At 62.3% G+C, this 17,880-nt stretch carries 23 protein-coding genes; 12 read left to right on the top strand and 11 right to left on the bottom strand.

Going from position 1 to position 17,880, the window contains the following annotated elements:
- Positions 1-3: 3 nt before the first annotated feature.
- Positions 4-1,263 (top strand): aminomethyl transferase family protein, encoded by a 1,260-nt coding sequence (locus tag AC07SZ_RS19725; RefSeq protein ID WP_494915514.1) that lies wholly within the window; start codon positions 4-6, stop codon positions 1,261-1,263.
- Positions 1,264-1,265: 2 nt separating this feature from the next.
- On the top strand, positions 1,266-1,529 hold the full coding sequence (locus tag AC07SZ_RS19720; RefSeq protein ID WP_056575846.1) for a hypothetical protein: 264 nt from the start codon (positions 1,266-1,268) through the stop codon (positions 1,527-1,529).
- Between the two features lie 3 nt (positions 1,530-1,532).
- On the opposite strand, the gene AC07SZ_RS19715 is transcribed toward AC07SZ_RS19720, so the two are convergent.
- From AC07SZ_RS19715 to AC07SZ_RS19700, 4 genes are all read right to left on the bottom strand, one after another.
- Entirely contained in the window at positions 1,533-2,591 is a 1,059-nt protein-coding gene (locus tag AC07SZ_RS19715) for a dipeptidase (protein WP_056576531.1), read from the bottom strand.
- Positions 2,592-2,736: 145 nt separating this feature from the next.
- Entirely contained in the window at positions 2,737-3,036 is a 300-nt protein-coding gene (locus AC07SZ_RS19710) for a GNAT family N-acetyltransferase (RefSeq protein ID WP_056575842.1), read from the bottom strand.
- A gap of 2 nt (positions 3,037-3,038) precedes the next feature.
- Positions 3,039-3,659 (bottom strand): alpha/beta hydrolase, encoded by a 621-nt coding sequence (locus AC07SZ_RS19705; protein ID WP_056575839.1) that lies wholly within the window; start codon positions 3,657-3,659, stop codon positions 3,039-3,041.
- Between the two features lie 4 nt (positions 3,660-3,663).
- A complete protein-coding gene (locus AC07SZ_RS19700) occupies positions 3,664-4,596 on the bottom strand; it encodes a VOC family protein (RefSeq protein ID WP_494915513.1) in 933 nt (310 codons plus the stop codon).
- Between the two features lie 224 nt (positions 4,597-4,820).
- On the opposite strand from AC07SZ_RS19700, the gene AC07SZ_RS19695 reads away from it, so the two are divergent.
- The gene (locus AC07SZ_RS19695; RefSeq protein ID WP_494915512.1) at positions 4,821-6,386 is read left to right on the top strand and encodes an alkaline phosphatase family protein; all 1,566 of its coding nucleotides are present in this window, start codon (positions 4,821-4,823) and stop codon (positions 6,384-6,386) included.
- A gap of 71 nt (positions 6,387-6,457) precedes the next feature.
- Here the strand turns inward: AC07SZ_RS19695 and AC07SZ_RS19690 are convergent, their stop codons facing one another.
- Complete coding sequence (locus tag AC07SZ_RS19690; RefSeq protein ID WP_494915511.1) at positions 6,458-7,771, bottom strand: PRC-barrel domain-containing protein; 1,314 nt, start codon at positions 7,769-7,771, stop codon at positions 6,458-6,460.
- Between the two features lie 281 nt (positions 7,772-8,052).
- Between AC07SZ_RS19690 and AC07SZ_RS19685 the strand changes: the two genes are divergently transcribed.
- Positions 8,053-8,973 (top strand): diacylglycerol/lipid kinase family protein, encoded by a 921-nt coding sequence (locus AC07SZ_RS19685; RefSeq protein ID WP_494915510.1) that lies wholly within the window; start codon positions 8,053-8,055, stop codon positions 8,971-8,973.
- Between the two features lie 92 nt (positions 8,974-9,065).
- Here the strand turns inward: AC07SZ_RS19685 and AC07SZ_RS19680 are convergent, their stop codons facing one another.
- On the bottom strand, positions 9,066-9,239 hold the full coding sequence (locus AC07SZ_RS19680; RefSeq protein WP_081295025.1) for a hypothetical protein: 174 nt from the start codon (positions 9,237-9,239) through the stop codon (positions 9,066-9,068).
- 154 nt (positions 9,240-9,393) lie between these two features.
- Between AC07SZ_RS19680 and AC07SZ_RS19675 the strand changes: the two genes are divergently transcribed.
- Positions 9,394-10,926, top strand: coding sequence for a sensor histidine kinase (locus tag AC07SZ_RS19675; protein WP_494915509.1), 1,533 nt, complete (start codon positions 9,394-9,396; stop codon positions 10,924-10,926).
- Positions 10,927-10,956: 30 nt separating this feature from the next.
- Here AC07SZ_RS19675 and AC07SZ_RS19670 read toward each other — a convergent pair whose 3' ends face one another.
- The 3 genes from AC07SZ_RS19670 to AC07SZ_RS19660 form a co-directional block, all read right to left on the bottom strand.
- Entirely contained in the window at positions 10,957-11,415 is a 459-nt protein-coding gene (locus AC07SZ_RS19670) for a hypothetical protein (protein WP_056575823.1), read from the bottom strand.
- Positions 11,416-11,426: 11 nt separating this feature from the next.
- Positions 11,427-11,753: an ElaB/YgaM/YqjD family protein gene (locus tag AC07SZ_RS19665; protein WP_056575821.1), complete on the bottom strand. Its 327-nt coding sequence runs from the start codon at positions 11,751-11,753 to the stop codon at positions 11,427-11,429.
- A gap of 227 nt (positions 11,754-11,980) precedes the next feature.
- On the bottom strand, positions 11,981-12,742 hold the full coding sequence (locus AC07SZ_RS19660; RefSeq protein ID WP_140772696.1) for a Crp/Fnr family transcriptional regulator: 762 nt from the start codon (positions 12,740-12,742) through the stop codon (positions 11,981-11,983).
- A 48-nt stretch (positions 12,743-12,790) separates the two neighbouring features.
- Here AC07SZ_RS19660 and AC07SZ_RS19655 point away from each other — a divergent pair, with 48 nt between their 5' ends.
- Positions 12,791-13,273 carry a response regulator gene (locus AC07SZ_RS19655; protein ID WP_320412015.1) on the top strand — a complete coding sequence of 161 codons (483 nt, stop codon included), beginning with the start codon at positions 12,791-12,793 and terminating at the stop codon, positions 13,271-13,273.
- Positions 13,274-13,314: 41 nt separating this feature from the next.
- Here AC07SZ_RS19655 and AC07SZ_RS19650 read toward each other — a convergent pair whose 3' ends face one another.
- The gene (locus AC07SZ_RS19650; protein ID WP_494915508.1) at positions 13,315-13,866 is read right to left on the bottom strand and encodes a sigma-70 family RNA polymerase sigma factor; all 552 of its coding nucleotides are present in this window, start codon (positions 13,864-13,866) and stop codon (positions 13,315-13,317) included.
- Between the two features lie 3 nt (positions 13,867-13,869).
- On the bottom strand, positions 13,870-14,073 hold the full coding sequence (locus AC07SZ_RS19645) for a NepR family anti-sigma factor (RefSeq protein WP_056575812.1): 204 nt from the start codon (positions 14,071-14,073) through the stop codon (positions 13,870-13,872).
- A gap of 222 nt (positions 14,074-14,295) precedes the next feature.
- On the opposite strand from AC07SZ_RS19645, the gene AC07SZ_RS19640 reads away from it, so the two are divergent.
- From AC07SZ_RS19640 to AC07SZ_RS19615, 6 genes are all read left to right on the top strand, one after another.
- The gene (locus tag AC07SZ_RS19640) at positions 14,296-15,090 is read left to right on the top strand and encodes a response regulator (RefSeq protein WP_056575809.1); all 795 of its coding nucleotides are present in this window, start codon (positions 14,296-14,298) and stop codon (positions 15,088-15,090) included.
- A 206-nt stretch (positions 15,091-15,296) separates the two neighbouring features.
- Positions 15,297-15,461, top strand: a complete 165-nt coding sequence (locus tag AC07SZ_RS19635) for a DUF1328 domain-containing protein (protein WP_010911886.1) — start codon at positions 15,297-15,299, stop codon at positions 15,459-15,461.
- A 184-nt stretch (positions 15,462-15,645) separates the two neighbouring features.
- Positions 15,646-16,680, top strand: a complete 1,035-nt coding sequence (locus AC07SZ_RS19630; protein ID WP_056575806.1) for a sensor histidine kinase — start codon at positions 15,646-15,648, stop codon at positions 16,678-16,680.
- 127 nt (positions 16,681-16,807) lie between these two features.
- Positions 16,808-16,984, top strand: a complete 177-nt coding sequence (locus AC07SZ_RS19625; protein ID WP_081295075.1) for a hypothetical protein — start codon at positions 16,808-16,810, stop codon at positions 16,982-16,984.
- Positions 16,985-17,176: 192 nt separating this feature from the next.
- Positions 17,177-17,503, top strand: coding sequence for a hypothetical protein (locus tag AC07SZ_RS19620; RefSeq protein ID WP_056575801.1), 327 nt, complete (start codon positions 17,177-17,179; stop codon positions 17,501-17,503).
- A gap of 109 nt (positions 17,504-17,612) precedes the next feature.
- Positions 17,613-17,858 (top strand): YMGG-like glycine zipper-containing protein, encoded by a 246-nt coding sequence (locus AC07SZ_RS19615; RefSeq protein WP_056575798.1) that lies wholly within the window; start codon positions 17,613-17,615, stop codon positions 17,856-17,858.
- The last annotated feature ends 22 nt before the right edge of the window (positions 17,859-17,880 follow it).

The following is a 17,880-nucleotide window of genomic DNA, read 5'->3' as shown; positions in this document are numbered from 1 at the left end:
GTCATGGCCCAGGCAACCAGGAAGAAGCCCGTTGCAAAGACCGCCAGTGCGGCCGTTTCCGCACGCATCGCCGCGCAAGGTCATTTCCGCACGCTGCGCCTCGGCACCCCGTTCCAGCCGCGCCTCGATGCGCTGGCCAGGGCTCAGGACTGGTACAATTGGGCGGGCTACCGCGCGCCGCATTCGCTGTGGGACGAGGAGCTGGAATATTTCGCCATCCGCAGCCAGGCGGCGCTGTTCGACATCTCGCCGATGACCAAATACCGGATCGAAGGACCGGATGCCGAGGCCTTTCTCGACCGCGTGACCTTGCGCGACGTGACCAGGCTGAGACCTGGCCGTGTCCACTATACCGCCTGGTGTGACGACCAGGGCTTTGTCCTCGACGACGGCACGCTGTTTCGCCTGTCGCCGACGCGCTTTCGCCTGTGTTCGCAGGAGCGGCATCTGCCCTGGCTACTGGACAGCGCCATTGGATTCGACGTCACCGTCGAGGAAGAAACCGAAGCCGTCGCCGGGCTCGCCCTGCAGGGCCCAACCTCCTTCGCCGTGCTGCGCGATGCCGGCTTCACCGGCGTCGAGCGGCTGAAGATCTTCGACCTCGCCGAGTTCGCCCATGACGGCGGCACAGTCACCATCTCGCGCACCGGCTTCACCGGCGATCTGGGCTACGAATTGTTCGTAGCCGACGACAAGGCGCTGAGCCTGTGGGACCGGCTGATGAAAGCGGGCGAACCGCGCGGCATCCGTGCCATCGGCTACACGGCGCTGAACCGCGCACGGCTCGAGGCCGGGCTGATCGTTGCCAATGCCGACTTCACCGCCGCCGAACATGCCATCCGCGCCGATCGCCTGCGCATGCCAGACGAGATCGGGCTCGGCTTCATGATCGATCCGGAGAAAGGCCACTTCAACGGCCGCCGCGCCATTCTTGAAGCGCGCGCCAAACGCAGGCTGCGCCATGTGCTGGTCGGGCTCGAGATCGAAGGCAACATCCCCGCCGAACACGCCATCGTCTACCACAAGAAAAGCCAGGAGGTTGGCCTGGTCAGCGCCGCCATGTGGTCGCCGATGGCCAAGCGCAACATCGCCATCGCCTCGCTGGCGCGGCCCTATGGTGATACAATGGTGGACGACCTCTGGGTCGAGATCTACGCCATGCGCGAGCTGCAATATCAGAAGCTGATGAAGCGGGCCAAGGTGGTGGCGCGGCCCTTCATAAAACTCGACCGCCGCACCGCCAATCCGCCGGCGGATTTCTGACCATGGCCGACGAAGCGGACAAGCAGCAAGAAGATGGGGAAGCCGCCGAGCAGTGGGATCTGGTCAACACGCCGCTCGGCGAAAAATGGTCAGGCCGCACGCGCTATGCCGCCGCCATGTTCTTCTACAAGCGCGATGAGATGAGCGCGGAAACACTCGAAGTCTACCGCATCTGCGCGCGGCTTGATTCTGAAGATCCGCTGCCGATCATCCGCGATCGCGGCGTCGGCAGGGACTGGCTGAAGCGCATGGGCTTCGATCGATAGCCCTCAACCTATCGTGCGCTCAAGCATGCTCAACCAATTGCGGTAAGCGATCTTCTCGATCAGCGCACGGCCAAAACCACGCGCGGCCAGCGCATCGATCAACTTCGGCAGGCCGGCGACGTCGCCGATGACGGCCGGGATCATCGCACCGTCGAAATCCGAGCCGAGGCCGACGCCATCCTCACCCAGCGCCTGCAGCAGGGAATCGACATGGCGCACCATGACGTCGAGGCTGGTATCGGCGTTCATGCGGCCATCCTCGCGCAGGAATCCGGTGGCGAAGTTCAGCCCGACCATGCCGCCGGACTCGCGGATCGCGCCGAGCTGCCAGTCGGTCAGATTGCGCGAGTGGCCGCATATCGCATGCACGTTGGAATGCGTGGCGACCAACGGCGCATCGCTGAGCCCGGCGACATCGCGGAAGCCTTTTTCGTTGAGATGCGAAAGATCGATCATGATCTTCAGCTCGTTGCAGGCCTTGACCAGCGCCTTGCCGGCATCGGTCAGACCCGGGCCCGTGTCCGGCGAGGACGGAAAGCGGAACGGCACGCCGTGGCCAAAGGCATTTGGACGGCTCCAGACGATGCCGAGCGAACGCAGGCCGGCGGCATGCAGCACATCGAGCATGGTGAGTTCGGGATCGATCGCCTCGACGCCCTCGATGTGGAAGACGGCGGCAACCGTGCCTTGCGCCATGGCGTTGCGCACGTCGCCGGCACTGCGGCAGACGGCAAGCGCCCCGGCCCTTTCCAGCCGGAACAGGATCGAAGCCATCGCAATCGTCGAATTGAGCGCATCGGCGCGCGGCACCTCCGGCGGCAGTGGCTCGCTGTCGCTGGGCGCCAATGGCACGGCGCTTCGCCTGGCCTTCTCGACCGGTGGCGGGAAGATCGCGAACATACCGCCGGCAAAGCCGCCGGCTTTCGCGCGCGGCAGGTCGATGTGACCGCCCGATTTCCCCTCGACGAACAGCTTTTCGACGTCCACGTTCTTGGACTGATAAAGGCGCAGCAACGTATCGTTGTGGCCGTCGAAGACGGGGACGAGGTCTGTTTCGGTCATCAGGGGATCATTCAGTTCGTTTGTCGGCACGGCGAGATATCATATCTAGGCAAGATATCCGGTCGCGGCAAATGACAAAGCCAACTGGCAGCGGGAGCTGCCCCTTATCCCCCCGCTGCCGTCTATCAACGAAGTGCCGCGCTCGCTACCGCTTCAGCACGTCGGCCCATTCCGGATGGCGGCGGAACTGGGCGTTGGCGAACGGGCAAAGCGGAATGATCGTCTTGCCCGCCGCGCGCGCATCCTCGACGGCGCGGGTGACCAGCCGAAGTCCGGCACCCTGGCCGCGAAACGCGTCCGGCACTTCGGTATGGTCGATGATGATCTGGTGCTCGCCGATCTTGGTGAAGGTCATCTCGGCCTCGGCGCCTCCGGGGCCACGCAGGACATAGCGGCCCTTGGAGCCGCGGTCTTCCAGTTCGATCTCGGGCAGTTGGTCGGGCATTTCTAAACTCCTTGAGCGACACCGGCAAAGAGCCGCCGCGCCGCCTCGATTTCATTTGGCCGCACCTCGTGCCCGCCTTCGTGCCACTCCACTGTGACATCGGCGCCGTCGGCACGCAAATAGGCTTCGAGCCGCGTCGTCAGGTTCGGCGGGCAGATCGGATCGCGCTTGCCGGCGGTCAGCAGGATGTGCCGGCCGGCGAGGTTGCCCTCCACCTTCGGTTCGAACGGGATCAGCGGATGCATCAGCACCGTGGCGTCGAACAGACCTGGCTCGGCGAACACCACGGACGCCAATATGTTGGCGCCATTGGAATAGCCGAGGCCCAGCACCGCCGAAGGCTTCGCCGCCTCGACATGCGCCTTGACGAATTCAGCCATCTTGCTTGTCCCCCGCGCCAGGTCGTCCATGTCGTAGACGCCCTCACCGGTGCGGCGGAAGAAGCGCGCCGCGCCGTGTTCCGACACATCGCCGCGCGGCGAGATGATGGTGGCCTGGGGCACGAGATCGCGCCCGGGCGACAGAAGCTGGGTCTCGTCGCCGCCGGTGCCGTGGAAGACGAAAAGCATGGGGCCGCCCGGCGAACCGGGCAGCACCTTGTGGATGTAAGCGTCCTTGCTCATGGTCTCAGCCTTCCAGCTTCTGCAGATGCTGTTCGAGATAGGGCCGCAGATGCTGATGCTGCGTCGGCAGCTTCAGCGCTTCGCCCAGATGCGCGGTGTCCTCGTCCTTGTCGAACCCCGGCTCGTTGGTGGCGACTTCGAACAGCACGCCGCCCGGCGTGCGGAAATAGATCGCCCAGAAGTAATCGCGATCGATCACCGGCGTCACCCCATAACCCGTATCCATCAACGCCTTGCGCACTTCGAGCTGCTTGGCGCGGTTCTCGACGGCGAAGGCGACGTGGTGGACGGAGCCGGCGCCGAGATCGGCGAAGGCCGCGGTCGGCAGCGATTCTATATCGACGACATCGGCGCCATTGCCGTTCTTGACGGCCAGCCGCCTGACATTGCCTGATTTCTCGATCTCCTCGTAGCCCATGAATTTCAAGAGCTCCTCGGTGGCGCCGCCATCCTTCAGCCGAAGCGCGACCGAGTGGAAGCCACGGATCGCTTCGTCGGCCGGAACACCGCCCTTCACCCAGGGCGCACGGCTGTCGGCCTTGGCTTCGACAAGCGCGAAACCGTCGCCGTCGGGACCCGCAAATCTGAGCCGTTGCTCACCGAAGCTCTCCTCGAGGGAGACATCCGCCACGCCTTCGTTGGCGAAGCGCTTTTCCCAATAGGCGAGCGTGCCTTGCGGCACGGAGTAGACCGTGGTGCCGACTTCGCCGACGCCGCGGCGGCCCTTGCCGATGTTGGGAAACGGAAAATAGGTCATCACCGAACCGGGCGTGCCGACCTCGTCGCCATAATAGAGGTGGTAGACGTCGGGCGCGTCGAAGTTGACTGTCTTCTTGACCCGGCGCAGGCCGAGCTTGTGGGTGAAGAAGTCATTGTTCTGGCGCGCATCCCCAGCCATGGAGGTGACGTGGTGCAGGCCCTTGATCTGGTCGAGCATTGTCTTGCTCCTTCCCTTGTGTTTGTGCGGCCCTCGCCGCTGTCCGAGCCAATATGAGGACACCTCCGCTTGCGGCAAAGGCGGTAAACGCAGAATGGACTGTGCTGTAAAAGTGAACAATAAAAAGAGATTTGTTCACCAATTAGCTAATGGGGGCGGCCTTGCGCCGTTGCGGGAAATCGTTTCCATGAACGGCATCGAACATGCAGCGAAAGGTATCGCGAGTGACAGGAAAAGCCAGACGCCCCAACGTTCTCCTGATCACTTGCGACCAGTGGCGCGGCGATTGCCTGTCGGCCGCCGGCCACTCCGTGGTCAAGACACCGAATGCCGACGCGCTGGCCGCGGAAGGCGTGCTGTTCAAGCGTCACTATGGCGGCGCGGCGCCCTGCTCGCCGGCCCGTGCCTGCCTCTACACCGGCCTCTACCAGATGAACAACCGGGTCTGCCGCAACGGCTCGCCACTTGACGCCCGCCACGGCAACATCGCTCTGCACGCGCGCGGCCTTGGCTACGATCCGACCCTGTTCGGTTACACCGACGTGTCGCTCGATCCGCGCCTCATGAGTTCAGGCGATCCAAGGCTGAAAAGCTACGAAGGCGTACTGCCTGGATTCACCGTGCGGCAACTGCTGCCCGAGCACCAGAAGCAATGGCTGTCCTGGCTGAAGCTGCGCGGCATCGATACCAGCGCCGGATCTCCCGACATCCATCGTCCCGCGGACGAGGAAGGCGACGCCGACGCGGTGACCGAGGCGCCGCCAGTCTATTCGAAGGACCATACGCCGACGGCTTTCCTCGCCGATGAGTTCATCCGCTGGCTCGGCGAGCAGGAGCAGGCGACGCCCTGGTTCGCGCATCTCTCCTTCATCAGCCCGCATCCCCCCTTCATCGTGCCGAAGCCCTACAACACGCTATATGATCCGGCCGATGGCCCGGTGTTTCACCGTGCGGAGAGCTGGCGGGCTGAAGCTCAGAGCCATCCCTACCTCGCCTATGATCTTGGCCGCCAGAAACGCACGAAGTTCCGTCCCGGCGCGGCAGGCAGGGTGCACGACTGGAGCGAGGATGATTTCCGCCGCATCCGGGCGATTTATTACGGCATGATCTCGGAGGTCGACGCACAGCTTGGCCGCATCTGGCAGGCAGTCAAGGTTTCAGGTGCCTGGGACGACACCATCATCATTCTCACCTCGGATCACGCCGAGATGATGGGCGATCATTTCATGCTGGGCAAGGGCGGCTATTTCGATGGCAGCTACCACATTCCGCTGATCATTCGCGATCCGCGGCATGGCAAGGCTGCGGGCACCAGCATCGATCGCTTCACCGAAGCCGTAGACATCCTGCCCACGCTTATGGACCTGCTTGGCGAGACGCCCAAACCGCATCTCGACGGATGTTCGCTGAAACCATTCCTGAGCGGCGGAACCCCGGCCAGCTGGCGCGATGCCGCGCACTGGGAATTCGATTTCCGGTCGATCGCAGGCGGCGAGGCCGAGGCGCATTTCGGCATTGCCTCACGCCAGTGCAATCTGGCGGTCATCCGGACCAAGAAATTCAAATATGTGCATTTTGGCGGCGGCCTGCCGCCATTGCTTTTCAACATCGAGACAGACCCTGGCGAACTGACCAACCTCGCCACCAGCCCCGCACATCTGTCCACCCGCCTGGAATTCGCCGAGCGGCTTCTCGCCTGGCGGGCCGAACATCTCGACCAGTCACTGGCGCTGGCGGAGTTGACGGAAAATGGCGTGGTTGGCCATGTGAGCAAGGCAATAAGAGAATAGGGCAGTAAGGCAGTCTGTTTGGATATACCGGCACCGACGTGCCGCACCTGCTGCCCCACTGCCCTAGTGCCCTACCTCACAATCATCCGCTGCTGGTCGCGCTTCTCGGCATAGCTGCCCTTGTCATAGGCGGTTTGCGCCTGCAGCTGTTCCTTTGTGAAGGTCGTGTAGAGATACTTCTTGCCGTTCTTGTCGGTCATGAATTTAAGATTATCCAGGCCAACCGCGACCTCCTTCCCGCCAATGCCGAGGAAGCCGCCGACGTCGACGATCACGGCATCGGTCTTGTTGTCGGGCGTCAGCACGACATCGCTGATCTCGCCGACCTTGGCATCATTGGCGCCGTAAACCGTGGTGCCCTTGAGGTCGCCGGCCTTGATCTCGCCGACCGGCATTGCGGTCAGCGTGGACTTGTCGATGGCTGCCGTCTGCGTCTGGTCGGGAGCCGTCGCGACAGGAGCCTCGGCTGTCTTGTCCGCCGGAGCGGTGGCCGGGGCCGAGGTCGTGGCCGGTGCAGTCGCCGCGGGTTCGTTGGAAGCGGTCGTCGCCGGTACCGGATCATAGGCCTTGCGGTTGAAATCCTGTTGCGCCTGCAACTCTTCCTTTGTCGTCTGCGCCACCAGCCAGCGGTCACCGTTCTTCTCCGCCCACTGTGCCTTGCCGAAATCATAGGTGACATTCTTGGCGCCTAGCCCAAGAAACCCACCCACCCCGATCACCAGCGATTCGGCCTTGCCCTCCTTGGAGAGCACGATGTCGTTGACACTGCCGATTTTCTGCGCGTCATCACCGGTACCGTTGTAGACGGTCTCACCAAGGATATTGGTGGCAAGGTTGCCGTCGGCGCGCTTCACCGGCTCCGCCGGGGTGGCATTCATGTCGACAGGTTTCTGCGCGGTATCCGTTGTCGCCGGCGCCGTGGGAGCTGTCGCATCCGTGGACGCGGCTGGCGCTGGCGGGGGTCCATAAGGCTTGCTGTCAAACTCCGGATGCGCCTTCAATTCTTCCTTGGTTGTGTGGGCAACCAGCCAGCGGTCGCCATTCTTCTCGGCCCACTGCAGCTTGTCGTAGTCGAAGGCGACATTTTTCGCGCCTACGCCCAGAAAGCCGCCGACGCCGATAACGACGGATTTCGCCATGCCGTCCTTGTCGAAGACGACATCGCTGACCTTGCCGATGTTCTCGGCATCGTCGCCCGTGCCGTTATAGACGGATTCGCCGATGATGTTGGTGACGATGCTGCCTTCGGCGCGCGGCACCGAAGCGGCTGCGGCTGGCTCCTGAACGGCAGGTGCGCCCGCTGGAGCCGGGGTCGCGCTCTGTGCGAAGGCGCCGGTCGCGATCAGCGTTGCGAGTGCGGTTGTGGCTAAAAGGGTGCGGATCATGATAGTCTCTCCTCGTGCGTGATTTCGTGCACGCCGCGCCCGATTGAACCGTCGCTGGGAAGATCGGGCGTGGCATCTCCACGGGTTCACAACGTCGTGACCATGCTGTTGTTCCGACAAAATCGGCCCGGAGTCGGCGGCCAGAAACACGGAGCGGTTGCGCGGCGGCTTGAGAACATGCGCTGAATTGCACCCTTCCAACGGAACCTTTCCCGTACCGCCACGTTTCAGCCTGCGGCTGGGCTCGCCCGGCGCGTTTTGGCTGGCAAACGGAGCGGGGCATGAAATTTGCGGCGGTGCTGAACCGAGACGGCGGCACCTTGCGCACCACCGACCTCGCCGTCCTTTCCGACAAGATGCGCCAGACACTGGAGACGGCAGGCCATTCTCTCAGCATTGATGTCGTTGCCGGCAAGGACGTTGTGGAAACACTCGACAGCGCTGCCTCGCGCCGTAGCGTCGATGTCGTGCTCGCCGGAGGCGGGGACGGAACCATTTCGGCCGCGGCCGCGAGGCTGATGGGCAAGGAAAAGGCGCTTGCCATATTGCCGGCCGGCACCATGAACCTGTTCGCACGCGGTCTCGGCATTCCGCAATCGCTTGATGCCGCGCTGGAATCCTTCGCCGACGGCGAGATCATCGCGGTCGACATGGCCACGGCCAATGGCCAACCCTTCGTCCATCAGTTCTCGATCGGCATGCATGCCAGGATGGTGCAACTGCGCCAAGGCATGGAATTTGGGTCGCGCCTGGGCAAGATCGGAGCATCGGCCAAGGCGGCGTGGGCGACGATCAAGAACCCGCCCGCGATGAACGTGACGCTCAGCATCGGGGACGCGGAGATGACGGCCCGCATAACAGGCATCGGCGTCACCAACAATCTGTTCGGCGAGGGCCACCTCCCCTATGCGGACAACCCTTCGGGCGGCGTGCTCGGCATTTATGTCACGGTGGCGCAGCAGCGCGCCGAACTGGTGAAATTCCTCTTCAACGTGGCGCGCGGCAAATGGCGCGACAATGAACATGTCGAAATCCATCAGGCCGACCGCACTATCCTGAAAATCCATTCCGGCAGCAGGAAGTTCCGCGCCGTCATGGACGGTGAACTGGTCCGGCTCGATCGGGAAACGACCATCGAGATCAAGCCTTGTGCGCTGAACGTCCTGGTGCCCGCAAGCCTCGCCGAGGCAAAGGCCGCCTGATGCTATCCCGAACCATGACGGCCGAGAACACAGAGCATTGTCTTGACGCCATTCCGGGCGGAGAGCCGCCTCACGCCTTTCCCGCAATTGCCCTAGCCGCTCGGCGCACTTCCCTGCTCCGTCGCCGGTGTCTTGGCCACCTCACCATAGATTTCGGCGATGCCCCAGGCAGCGATAGCCAGCAGCAGCGCGGCGATCAGGATGCGCAGGCCGTGCCAGCCCCATCGGCCCTGTCGCGCCTTGTCTTCGGGAATGATCTTGGTCATGGCCGATCCTTGTTTCGTTCTGCGCCTGTGGGTGCACTCGGCAAAACACGGTCGGGTAACGGTTCCCTGCTAGGATGGTTCCGGGAAAGCGAGCCCGTGACGGGCCGGTGGGTTGGCAAGACGGCGAAGACCGGCATGGGCATTGGGGATTGAGGTGAATAGCAAGGCGGAAATAGGGGCGAGCCTGCCGGCCGAGGTAGCGCGCTCGATAGAGGATGAAGAGCGGCTGGCCGTGCTGCATGGGCTGGCGATGCTGGATACAGCGGCCGACCCGGATTTCGACCGCATCACCGGCCTTGCCGCGTCCGTGATGCAGGTGCCGATCGCCCTGGTGACGCTCGTCGATGTCGAGCGGCAATGGTTCAAGTCCTGCCTTGGGCTCGACGAGACCGAAACCCCGACCGACATCTCCTTCTGTGCCCACGCCATCGCCGCCGGCGACGATCCCATGGTGGTGACCGACGCGACGACGGACCCGCGTTTCAAGGCCAATCCGCTGGTCACCGGCAAGCACCACGTGCGTTTCTATACCGGCGCGCCGATGCTCGTGGCAGGCGCCAGGATCGGCACGCTGTGCGTGCTCGACCGCAAGCCACATGCCTTTCCGTCACAGGCCAAGCTCGACCAGTTGAAGACGCTGGCAGGCCTTGCCGCCAGCCTGTTCACCTTGAAGGACGCGACCCGCAGCGGCGCCATCGCCGAGGCAGCGCTTGCGCGCGAGGAGAAGCGGCGTGCCATCGCGCTCGATGCGGCATCGCTGGCCAGCTGGGCATGGGATGTCCGCACCGACATCATCGAATGCGATGTGCGATTGTCGGAATTGTTCAACCTGCCGCGTTCGACCCGGCTGCGGGCGCGCGACATCCTGACCGCCATAGATCCGCGCGACGTCTATCAGACCGAAACCCGCTTTCGCGACGCCTTGACCGGCAGCGACGATTATTTCGGCGAATACCGGGTGAAGGACTTTCACCCGCCGCGCTGGGTGGCCACGCGCGGCAGCGTCATCGAGCGCGACGGCGACGGCAAGCCGACGCTGATCTTTGGCGTCAACTACGACATTTCCGAACGCAAGCTCGGCGAAGAGCGGCAGCGGCTCCTGCTGCGTGAGCTCAACCACCGCGTCAAGAACACACTGGCGACCGTCCAGGCGCTGGCGACGCAGACCGTGCGTCACGCCCGCCAGCCGAGCGAATTCCTCGACGCCTTTGGCGCACGGCTTCAGGCATTGGGCATCGCCCACAATCTGTTGTCCGATCGCGAGTGGCGCGGCATCGGCATACGCGAACTCGTCCAGATCGAGATCAGGCCCTTTGACACCGACAACCAGCCGCGTATCACCATCTCCGGGGCCGACCTTTTGCTGTCGCCCGACCAGGCCGTTGGCCTCGGGCTCATCCTGCACGAACTGGCCAGCAATGCGTTGCAATATGGATCGCTGTCGGTTGCATCCGGCAAGGTTGATCTCGACTGGAAGACACAAGGCAGGAAGGGCGACCGGCGCCTGGTGCTGACCTGGCGCGAAAGCGGCGGCCCTGAAGTCGCCCCGCCGCAGCGCCACGGCTTCGGCTCGATTCTCATCCGCCGCAGCCTGGCCAAGGTCATTTCAAGCGAAGTCACCCATGAATTCCGGCCCGAGGGTGTCTTCGCCGAGATATCGATGCCGCTGGAAGATCTGTCCAAGTGACGGATCCGATCCAGGACCGGAGCGGCGGCGTCATGTTTCGTGCCCAGCATCCGGATCGTCGGGCTTCGTATTCTCGCGGTATATGGCATAGGCGGCGAGCGCCACGGCCGGGCCCAGAATGACGCCGAGGCCGCCCTTTCCCTTGAGCAAGGCCGGCAGCACCGCAAGTGCGGCCGTGATACCGATCGCCTTCATGTCGGCGTTGCGCCGCCGCGCCTCGCGGCGTGCACGGGCGCCGGACATCAAGCGATGGACGAGAAGAACGAGGCCGGCGATCACCAGGAAGCCGACACCGAAGCCAAGCGCCGCCGCGAACGATCCATAGCGGGCCGCGGTCCAGATATAGGCTGCCCCAACCAGAAAGCCGAGACCGCACAAAGCCGCCAGAGCGGCGATCGCATAGATGATGGCCGCCGTGCGCGCGCGGCGTATGGCGGCCACGGTTTCACCCGAGGCGAAACCCGAAAGCAGGGATGCCAGCAGTCCCATCTGGGGCGGATCTAGCGACGCGCGAGCAGCGCGAACAGGAAGCCGACGCCCGCGGCGATCGCCAGCGACGTCACCGGCTTTTCGCGCACGCTCGCCAGCATCTGCGCCTCGATATCCCTTGCATTGCCGCGCAGGCTGTCGAAGGCTGCTTCCCCTTGGGCGCGCAGCTGCTCGACACCCTCGGCCGCCGCACGGCGCGCCGTGCCGTAGCCGTGTTCGCCGGTCTTGGCCAACTGTTTGGTAAGCTTGTCGATATCGGCCTTCAGCTGCTTGATGTCGGCTTCGAGGTCCGAATTCGTCCGCGCTTCGTTGGCGGTCTTTCCTGCGGCGGTTGCCATTGCTTAACTCCTTGTGATTGCTCGATTTCAAACGCGCCTTGCGTCTCAAGGTTCCGGCATCGGGACAAACTAGAGCAACTCCAGGAAAAGTGTGAAACGGTTTTCCGTCCGGAGTTGCGTCAAAAACAAAGAGATAGAGCAATTCGCTGTTTCCGCGAAACAGTGAACTGCTCTAGTCGAAAACAAGAGCGTACGCACCAACACCAAACCAGGGCGAGAGGACGTCGTCAGATCAGGGGACGACGGCCCTCGCCCAACCCTTCCCAGCCTGCGAGTTGCTTGAGCCCTTCAGTGTCGACCACCTCGCAACCGCCATCCCGCCAAAGGATCAGCTTGCGGTCCATCAGTTTGCGGATCGTCTTGTTGGTGTGAACCAGCGACAGGCCGAGCGTATCGGCGATGTGCTGCTGCGTGATGGGAATCTGGATGGATTGCTTGCCGTTCAGTCCGACGACCTTGGCGCGGCTGGCTATGAAGGCAATCAGATAAGCGGCGCGCTCGATCGCGCTGCGGCGGCCGACGCTAAGCAGGTTCTCGTCCAGCATGCGTTCTTCGCGCGACGCGATCCAGGTGATGTCGTAGCCGAGACCCGGATGGTTGCGGTAGAGTTCGTGCAGATTGTCGCGTTCAAAAACGCAAAGCAGCATCGGCGACAAGGCCTCGACGGAATGCTGCATCTCGCCCATGACGCTGCCTTGCAGGCCGATGAGATCGCCGGGCATGAGATAGTTGAGGATTTGTCGGCGCCCGTCCGGCAACAGCTTGTAGCGGAATGCCCAGCCGGACAGCACAGTGTAGAGATGGGCGCTATGGCTCCCCTCCACGAGCACCGTGGCGCCCTTGTCGACCGCGAGCTCCCCCTTCTTGAACTTGCTGATGAAGGCCAGTTCCTGATTTTCGAACTCGCGGAAAACCGGTAATGGCCTTAAAGGACACTTCTCGCAGGGATATTGTCGGCTCGATGAAGCACGCCCGTTCTGCCCTGGCATTTCGACCCCTCTTCGAAGCCTGCCGGTCAGCAGGTACTCTTAAACGTTTTGCCGGGAACCGAGTTCCGGATTGAAGGCATGTCTTTTTTAAATGACAACACACGCAATTGCGATCATGACTCCCGGCGTTTCAAGGAGCCTTCACCTGTGATGCCCACATTGCTTGACGGATTGCGGATTCTTGTCCTGGAGGACGAATTCCTCATCGCCATGGATGTCGAGCAGCTTTGCCGCGACCACGGTGCACGCGAGGTGGTGATAGCCCGAGACTTGGCCGAGGTTGACGGCGGAAAGGTCGCGATCGAGTTTGACGCGGCCATTGTCGATCTGATGCTGGGCGGCACATCGACCCTCGAATTCGCCGCCGGCTTGCGGGAAACAGGCGTCCCTTTCGTGTTTGCCTCCGGCTATTCGGATGCGGACGAGATCAAGGCGTCCTTTCCGGGGGTCAGGCTGGTAACCAAACCCTATTCAGGCGAAGATCTGGTCGAAGCGGTGGCGCGGGCTTACGGACGCGGCTCTGCGGGATGAGATCGATATAGCTGCGTCCGAATTCGTTTTTGGACCTTACGTCAATGCGCCGCGGTTCCCGTGACCTGAGCCGAGATCGCATCGGGACCATATTCGTCCTCGCCGGAAATCTTCAGAATCTCCTGCAGGCGCGTGCGGGCCCTGCTGACGCGGCTCTTGATCGTTCCGACCGCGCAACCGCAGATTTCGGCGGCCTCCTCATAGGAGAAGCCCGATGCGCCGATGAGGATGATGGCCTCGCGCTGGTCTTCCGGCAATTGCTCGAGGGCACCACGAAAATCCTTGAGGTCGAGTTGGCCGTGCTGGGCGGGATGCACCGCGAGCCTGGCTGTCATGATGCCCTCGCTGTCCTGTACCTCGCGGCCGCGCTTGCGCATCTGCGAATAGAATTCATTGCGCAGGATCGTGAAAAGCCATGCCTTGAGATTGGTGCCGGGCTGGAAGCTCTCATGCTTGTCCCAGGCCTTGACCAACGTTTCCTGGACAAGGTCGTCGGCCTTGTCTGCATTCTGCGTCAGCGACACGGCAAAGGCCCGCAAGCTCGGGATTGCCCCAAGCAGATCGGTCTTGAAGCCTTGGGAGACCGCTGCCATGCCTCAGTCCTTCTTCTGTGCGGGTTCGGTCTGTTCCAGCTGGCTGAGCAACTGGGCAAATCGATCCGGCACATCGTCGGAGACCAGCTCGTCATAATATTGTTTGAGTTTACGTCCGATCTCGGAGTTCGGCCCCAGAGGGTCACCGACACCGTTCCGGCGCCTACCCTCGGCGCCAGCCAGAATATCTTTCGTCATATCCTTCATTTCGCCCTTATATTCCCAGCGCTAGGCCGCTCATACTCAACTCGACATAAGGCAAGCGGCACCCTCGTCTGGTTGCCCATCCCGACACCAAACGCCGTTCTCGCCTATTCGTTCCATATCGGCCGGAACTTTTTCGGAAAACCCGCGTTGTATTAGCGGGGCTTGCAATCAGCTTGACCTGCAATCCAGGCAATCACGTCATTCTGAGGGAGACGTTCTACCATGAGTTTATCCGCCACCATCGCACCGCATCTGCCGTTCCTGCGCCGCTTCTCGCGCGCTGTCTCGGGATCGCAAGAGAGCGGCGACGCGCTGGTCGCCGCGATGCTTGAGGCCATCATCGCCGACGTCGACATCTTCCCTCAAGCTTCGAGCGACCGCATCGCTCTTTACAAGGTTTTCGCCAAGCTGTTCACCTCGGTCGCCATCCGCGTACCGCAGGAGCATGCGCAATCGGCGTGGGAGCAGCGCGCCGCCGCCAATCTCAATGCGATCGCGCCGCTGCCCCGCCAGGCTTTCCTGCTGGTCGCCGTCGAAGGTTTCAGCGAGGACGAGGCGGCCGAGATTCTCGACGTCGGTGACCAGCAATTCTCCGAACTGCTTGCCCAGGCAAGCAATGAAATTTCCCGCCAGGTGGCGACCGACGTGCTCATCATCGAGGACGAGCCGCTGATTGCCATGGACATAGAGGAGATGGTCGAGAGCCTCGGTCATCGTGTGGTTGGAACGGCGCGCACGCATGCCGAAGCAGTGACGATGTTCGGCAAGACGCGGCCGAAGATGGTGCTGGCCGATATCCAGCTCGCCGACGGCAGTTCGGGCATCGAGGCGGTCAACGAAATCCTGTCGTCAACCTCCGTGCCGGTTATCTTCATCACCGCCTTCCCCGAGCGGCTCTTGACCGGCGAGCGCCCCGAACCGGCCTTCCTGGTGACCAAGCCGTTCAATCCCGACATGGTCAAGGCGCTGATCAGCCAGGCGCTGTTCTTCGACCGCCAAGCAAAGGCCGCCGCATAGATTCGCTGTTTTCCGGCAGGAATGTCCAGGATCAAGGCCGCCCGATGCGACGCATCGGGCGGCCTTTTGGCGGCCGAAGCCATCATCGCCGAATTTCGCTGTCGGTTCCGTCTCTAACAGTTTGCAAGCATCGCCTTTTTCGGCAAATGGTGGAACAAACCGCATCCACCCACGTTTTCCCTGCACCATTCGGAAGGAGATGAACCATGCTTTACTGGGCGCTCGTATTTCTCGTCGTGGCAATCATTGCCGGCGCGCTTGGTTTCGGCGGTATCGCCGGCACATCCGCTGGTATAGCGCAGATATTGTTCTTCATTTTTCTCGCTTTCCTGGTCATCTCGCTGCTGGCCGGCCTGTTTAGACGGGCGTGAGGAACGCTTCGCGAGCGAACACTGGAAGCCGCACCCCTCAAACGGTTTCCAGCCACCGCCGGGCGGTATCCCTCAAGGGACGCCGTCCGGCGGACCGCTTTAGAGGGGCAGGTTCTCGGGACATTCATTTGGAACCCATTCGACAGTGAGCCGTTCAGCCTGAGTTGGGTGGACAGATAGACCGATGCGCTCCAGGACTGCAGATAAAACGGAAGGCGCACGGAGCGATGAAGTCATCGCCTTGCATCCGGCGGAAAGTGGCATGCAGCTTGGCCGGGCTCTTCTCCACGCACTGCACAATGCAGGGATTTCCGTCCTCTATCAGGATCGCGAAATGAAGACCGTGTGGGCTCGCAACATGCGCGCGCCCTGGGCTTCGGATAATTCCGACGGCAACGGCATCCTGCCGATGGCGCAGGCCGACCGGATCAGCGCGGCCAAGCGCGATGTGGTTGCGACCGGCAATCCGGAGCGCCTCGAGATCAGTGTTCCGGTCGAGAACGGCGTCCGCTGGTTTCAGGTTTGGGTCGATGCCGATCGGGGCGACGCTGGTGACGTGCAAGGTGTCGTCACCACCATGGTCGAGACGACCGAGCAGAAGCGGCGCGAACAGACACTGACAACGCTGCTGCGCGAGGTCAGCCACCGCTCGAAGAACCTCCTGGCGATCATCCAGAGCATCGCGAGCCAGACCGGCCGCTATTCAGATGGCATCGGCGACTTCCTGACGCGCTTTCGCGGCCGGCTGCAGTCCCTGGCCTCCTCCCAGGATCTGGTTACGTCCTCGAACTGGCGCGGTGCGGCCCTTCATGAACTGGTGACGAGCCAGGTTGGGCGCTATGGGACGAATACACCGCACAGCCTTCGCTTCCGGGGCGCCAATCCCTACCTCAATCCCAATGCCGCGCTTCACATCGGCCTGGCTATGCATGAACTCGCCGTCAACTCGGTCAGCTACGGCGCCCTGTCCCGGCCGGATGGATTCGTCGAAGTAACCGCCGATCTCAACACCGCCGAAAGCGGGGAGGTTACACTCTCGCTGACATGGGCCGAAGCCATTGGAGCCAATGGCGGTCGGGGGACAGAGAAGCGCTTCGGCAGCGTCGCGCTGGAGCGGGTGGTGCCGACATCCCTGGGCGGAACCGCGACCCTCGACATCACGGATGGCCGCCTCGAATACCGCCTCGTCGTCCCACATAGCAATTTCGAGGCGCAGTGAACGGCTCGTGCTCTTAACCAGCCGTTCACCATAAAGGCGGATTGTCTTTTTACCCAGACACCGCCGGAACCTGTCCAGTCTTCGGACATTGTGGCAGCAGGATTTCAGTACGGTGGGGAGGAATGTTTTGACGATTGCCGATATCAACAGATTGGAACAGGCCGCCCGTATTTCGATGGGCGAATTTCTGGATACCGAAGCCAACGCGGAAACACGCCTTCAGGCACGACACGGCTTGACGATTGGGATCGTCCTCGCGCTGGCCGCGATTGTACTCCTCGCAGCTTTGTTCCAGTTGACCTGATCGAAGTCCTGGCCGCCTCCCCTGCGCTCTCGGCTGGATATCGCTAACTTGCCCCGGGCTGGCTTTTTGGTGGCAGCCTCTGGCCGTGCTTGAAACTCAGTTCTTCGTACCGTCATTATTTGCGTGTGCTCGTGACACGACAGGAACTTTTTGACGATGTGCGCCGTTGTTGCGGCGAGAGGACATCTCGTCATGGAACACATAGCCGCGTTGTTGCTGGTCATCGGCTGTTCGAACTCGATGGCCGACTGCCGCGAATTGCAGGTGCCCGTCAGCGTTTTCGCGACCGCCGACGAATGCACCGCCGAACGGCCGTTCGCGATGGGCGACGTGCAAGGGCAGGCGCAGCATGTTGTCGCCAAATGCCTTGCGGTCGATCCCGCGCTTGAGGATGACTACGATCAAATCGTCTGGAATGTGCGCCCCGATGGCAGCCTCAATGCATCATTGGCGATTTCCAATGTGGTGATGGCATCGGCGGCGGGGCGCCCAGAAAAAGACTATCTTAGCCAACAATAAATTCGAGCAGCAAAGGCCGTAATTTCGTGCTAAATGGCTGCTGGAGCCAACTAAGCTAAATGGCTGCTGGAGCCAACTAAAGTGTGGACACAAAGTGAGGAGTGACTCGATGCGGAAGATGATTATTGCGATGGTTGCGGTTGCCGCTCTCAGCGGCTGCACCTCGACCGAGAAGGACGTGGCTGGCGGCACCTTGATTGGTGCTGGCATTGGCGGCCTGGTCGGCGGCGGCAAGGGTGCCCTGATCGGTGCGGCTGTCGGTGCCGGATCGGGCTTGCTGGTTCGCAACCTGCGCAACGGCTATTGCCAGTATCGCGACCGTCACGGCCGGATTTACACGGCCCGCTGCAACTGATTTGGCGATAGTCGAGCTACGA

The organism is Mesorhizobium sp. GW821-FHT07A06 (assembly GCF_059419085.1).
This window is presented reverse-complemented; position numbering and strand designations above follow the sequence as displayed.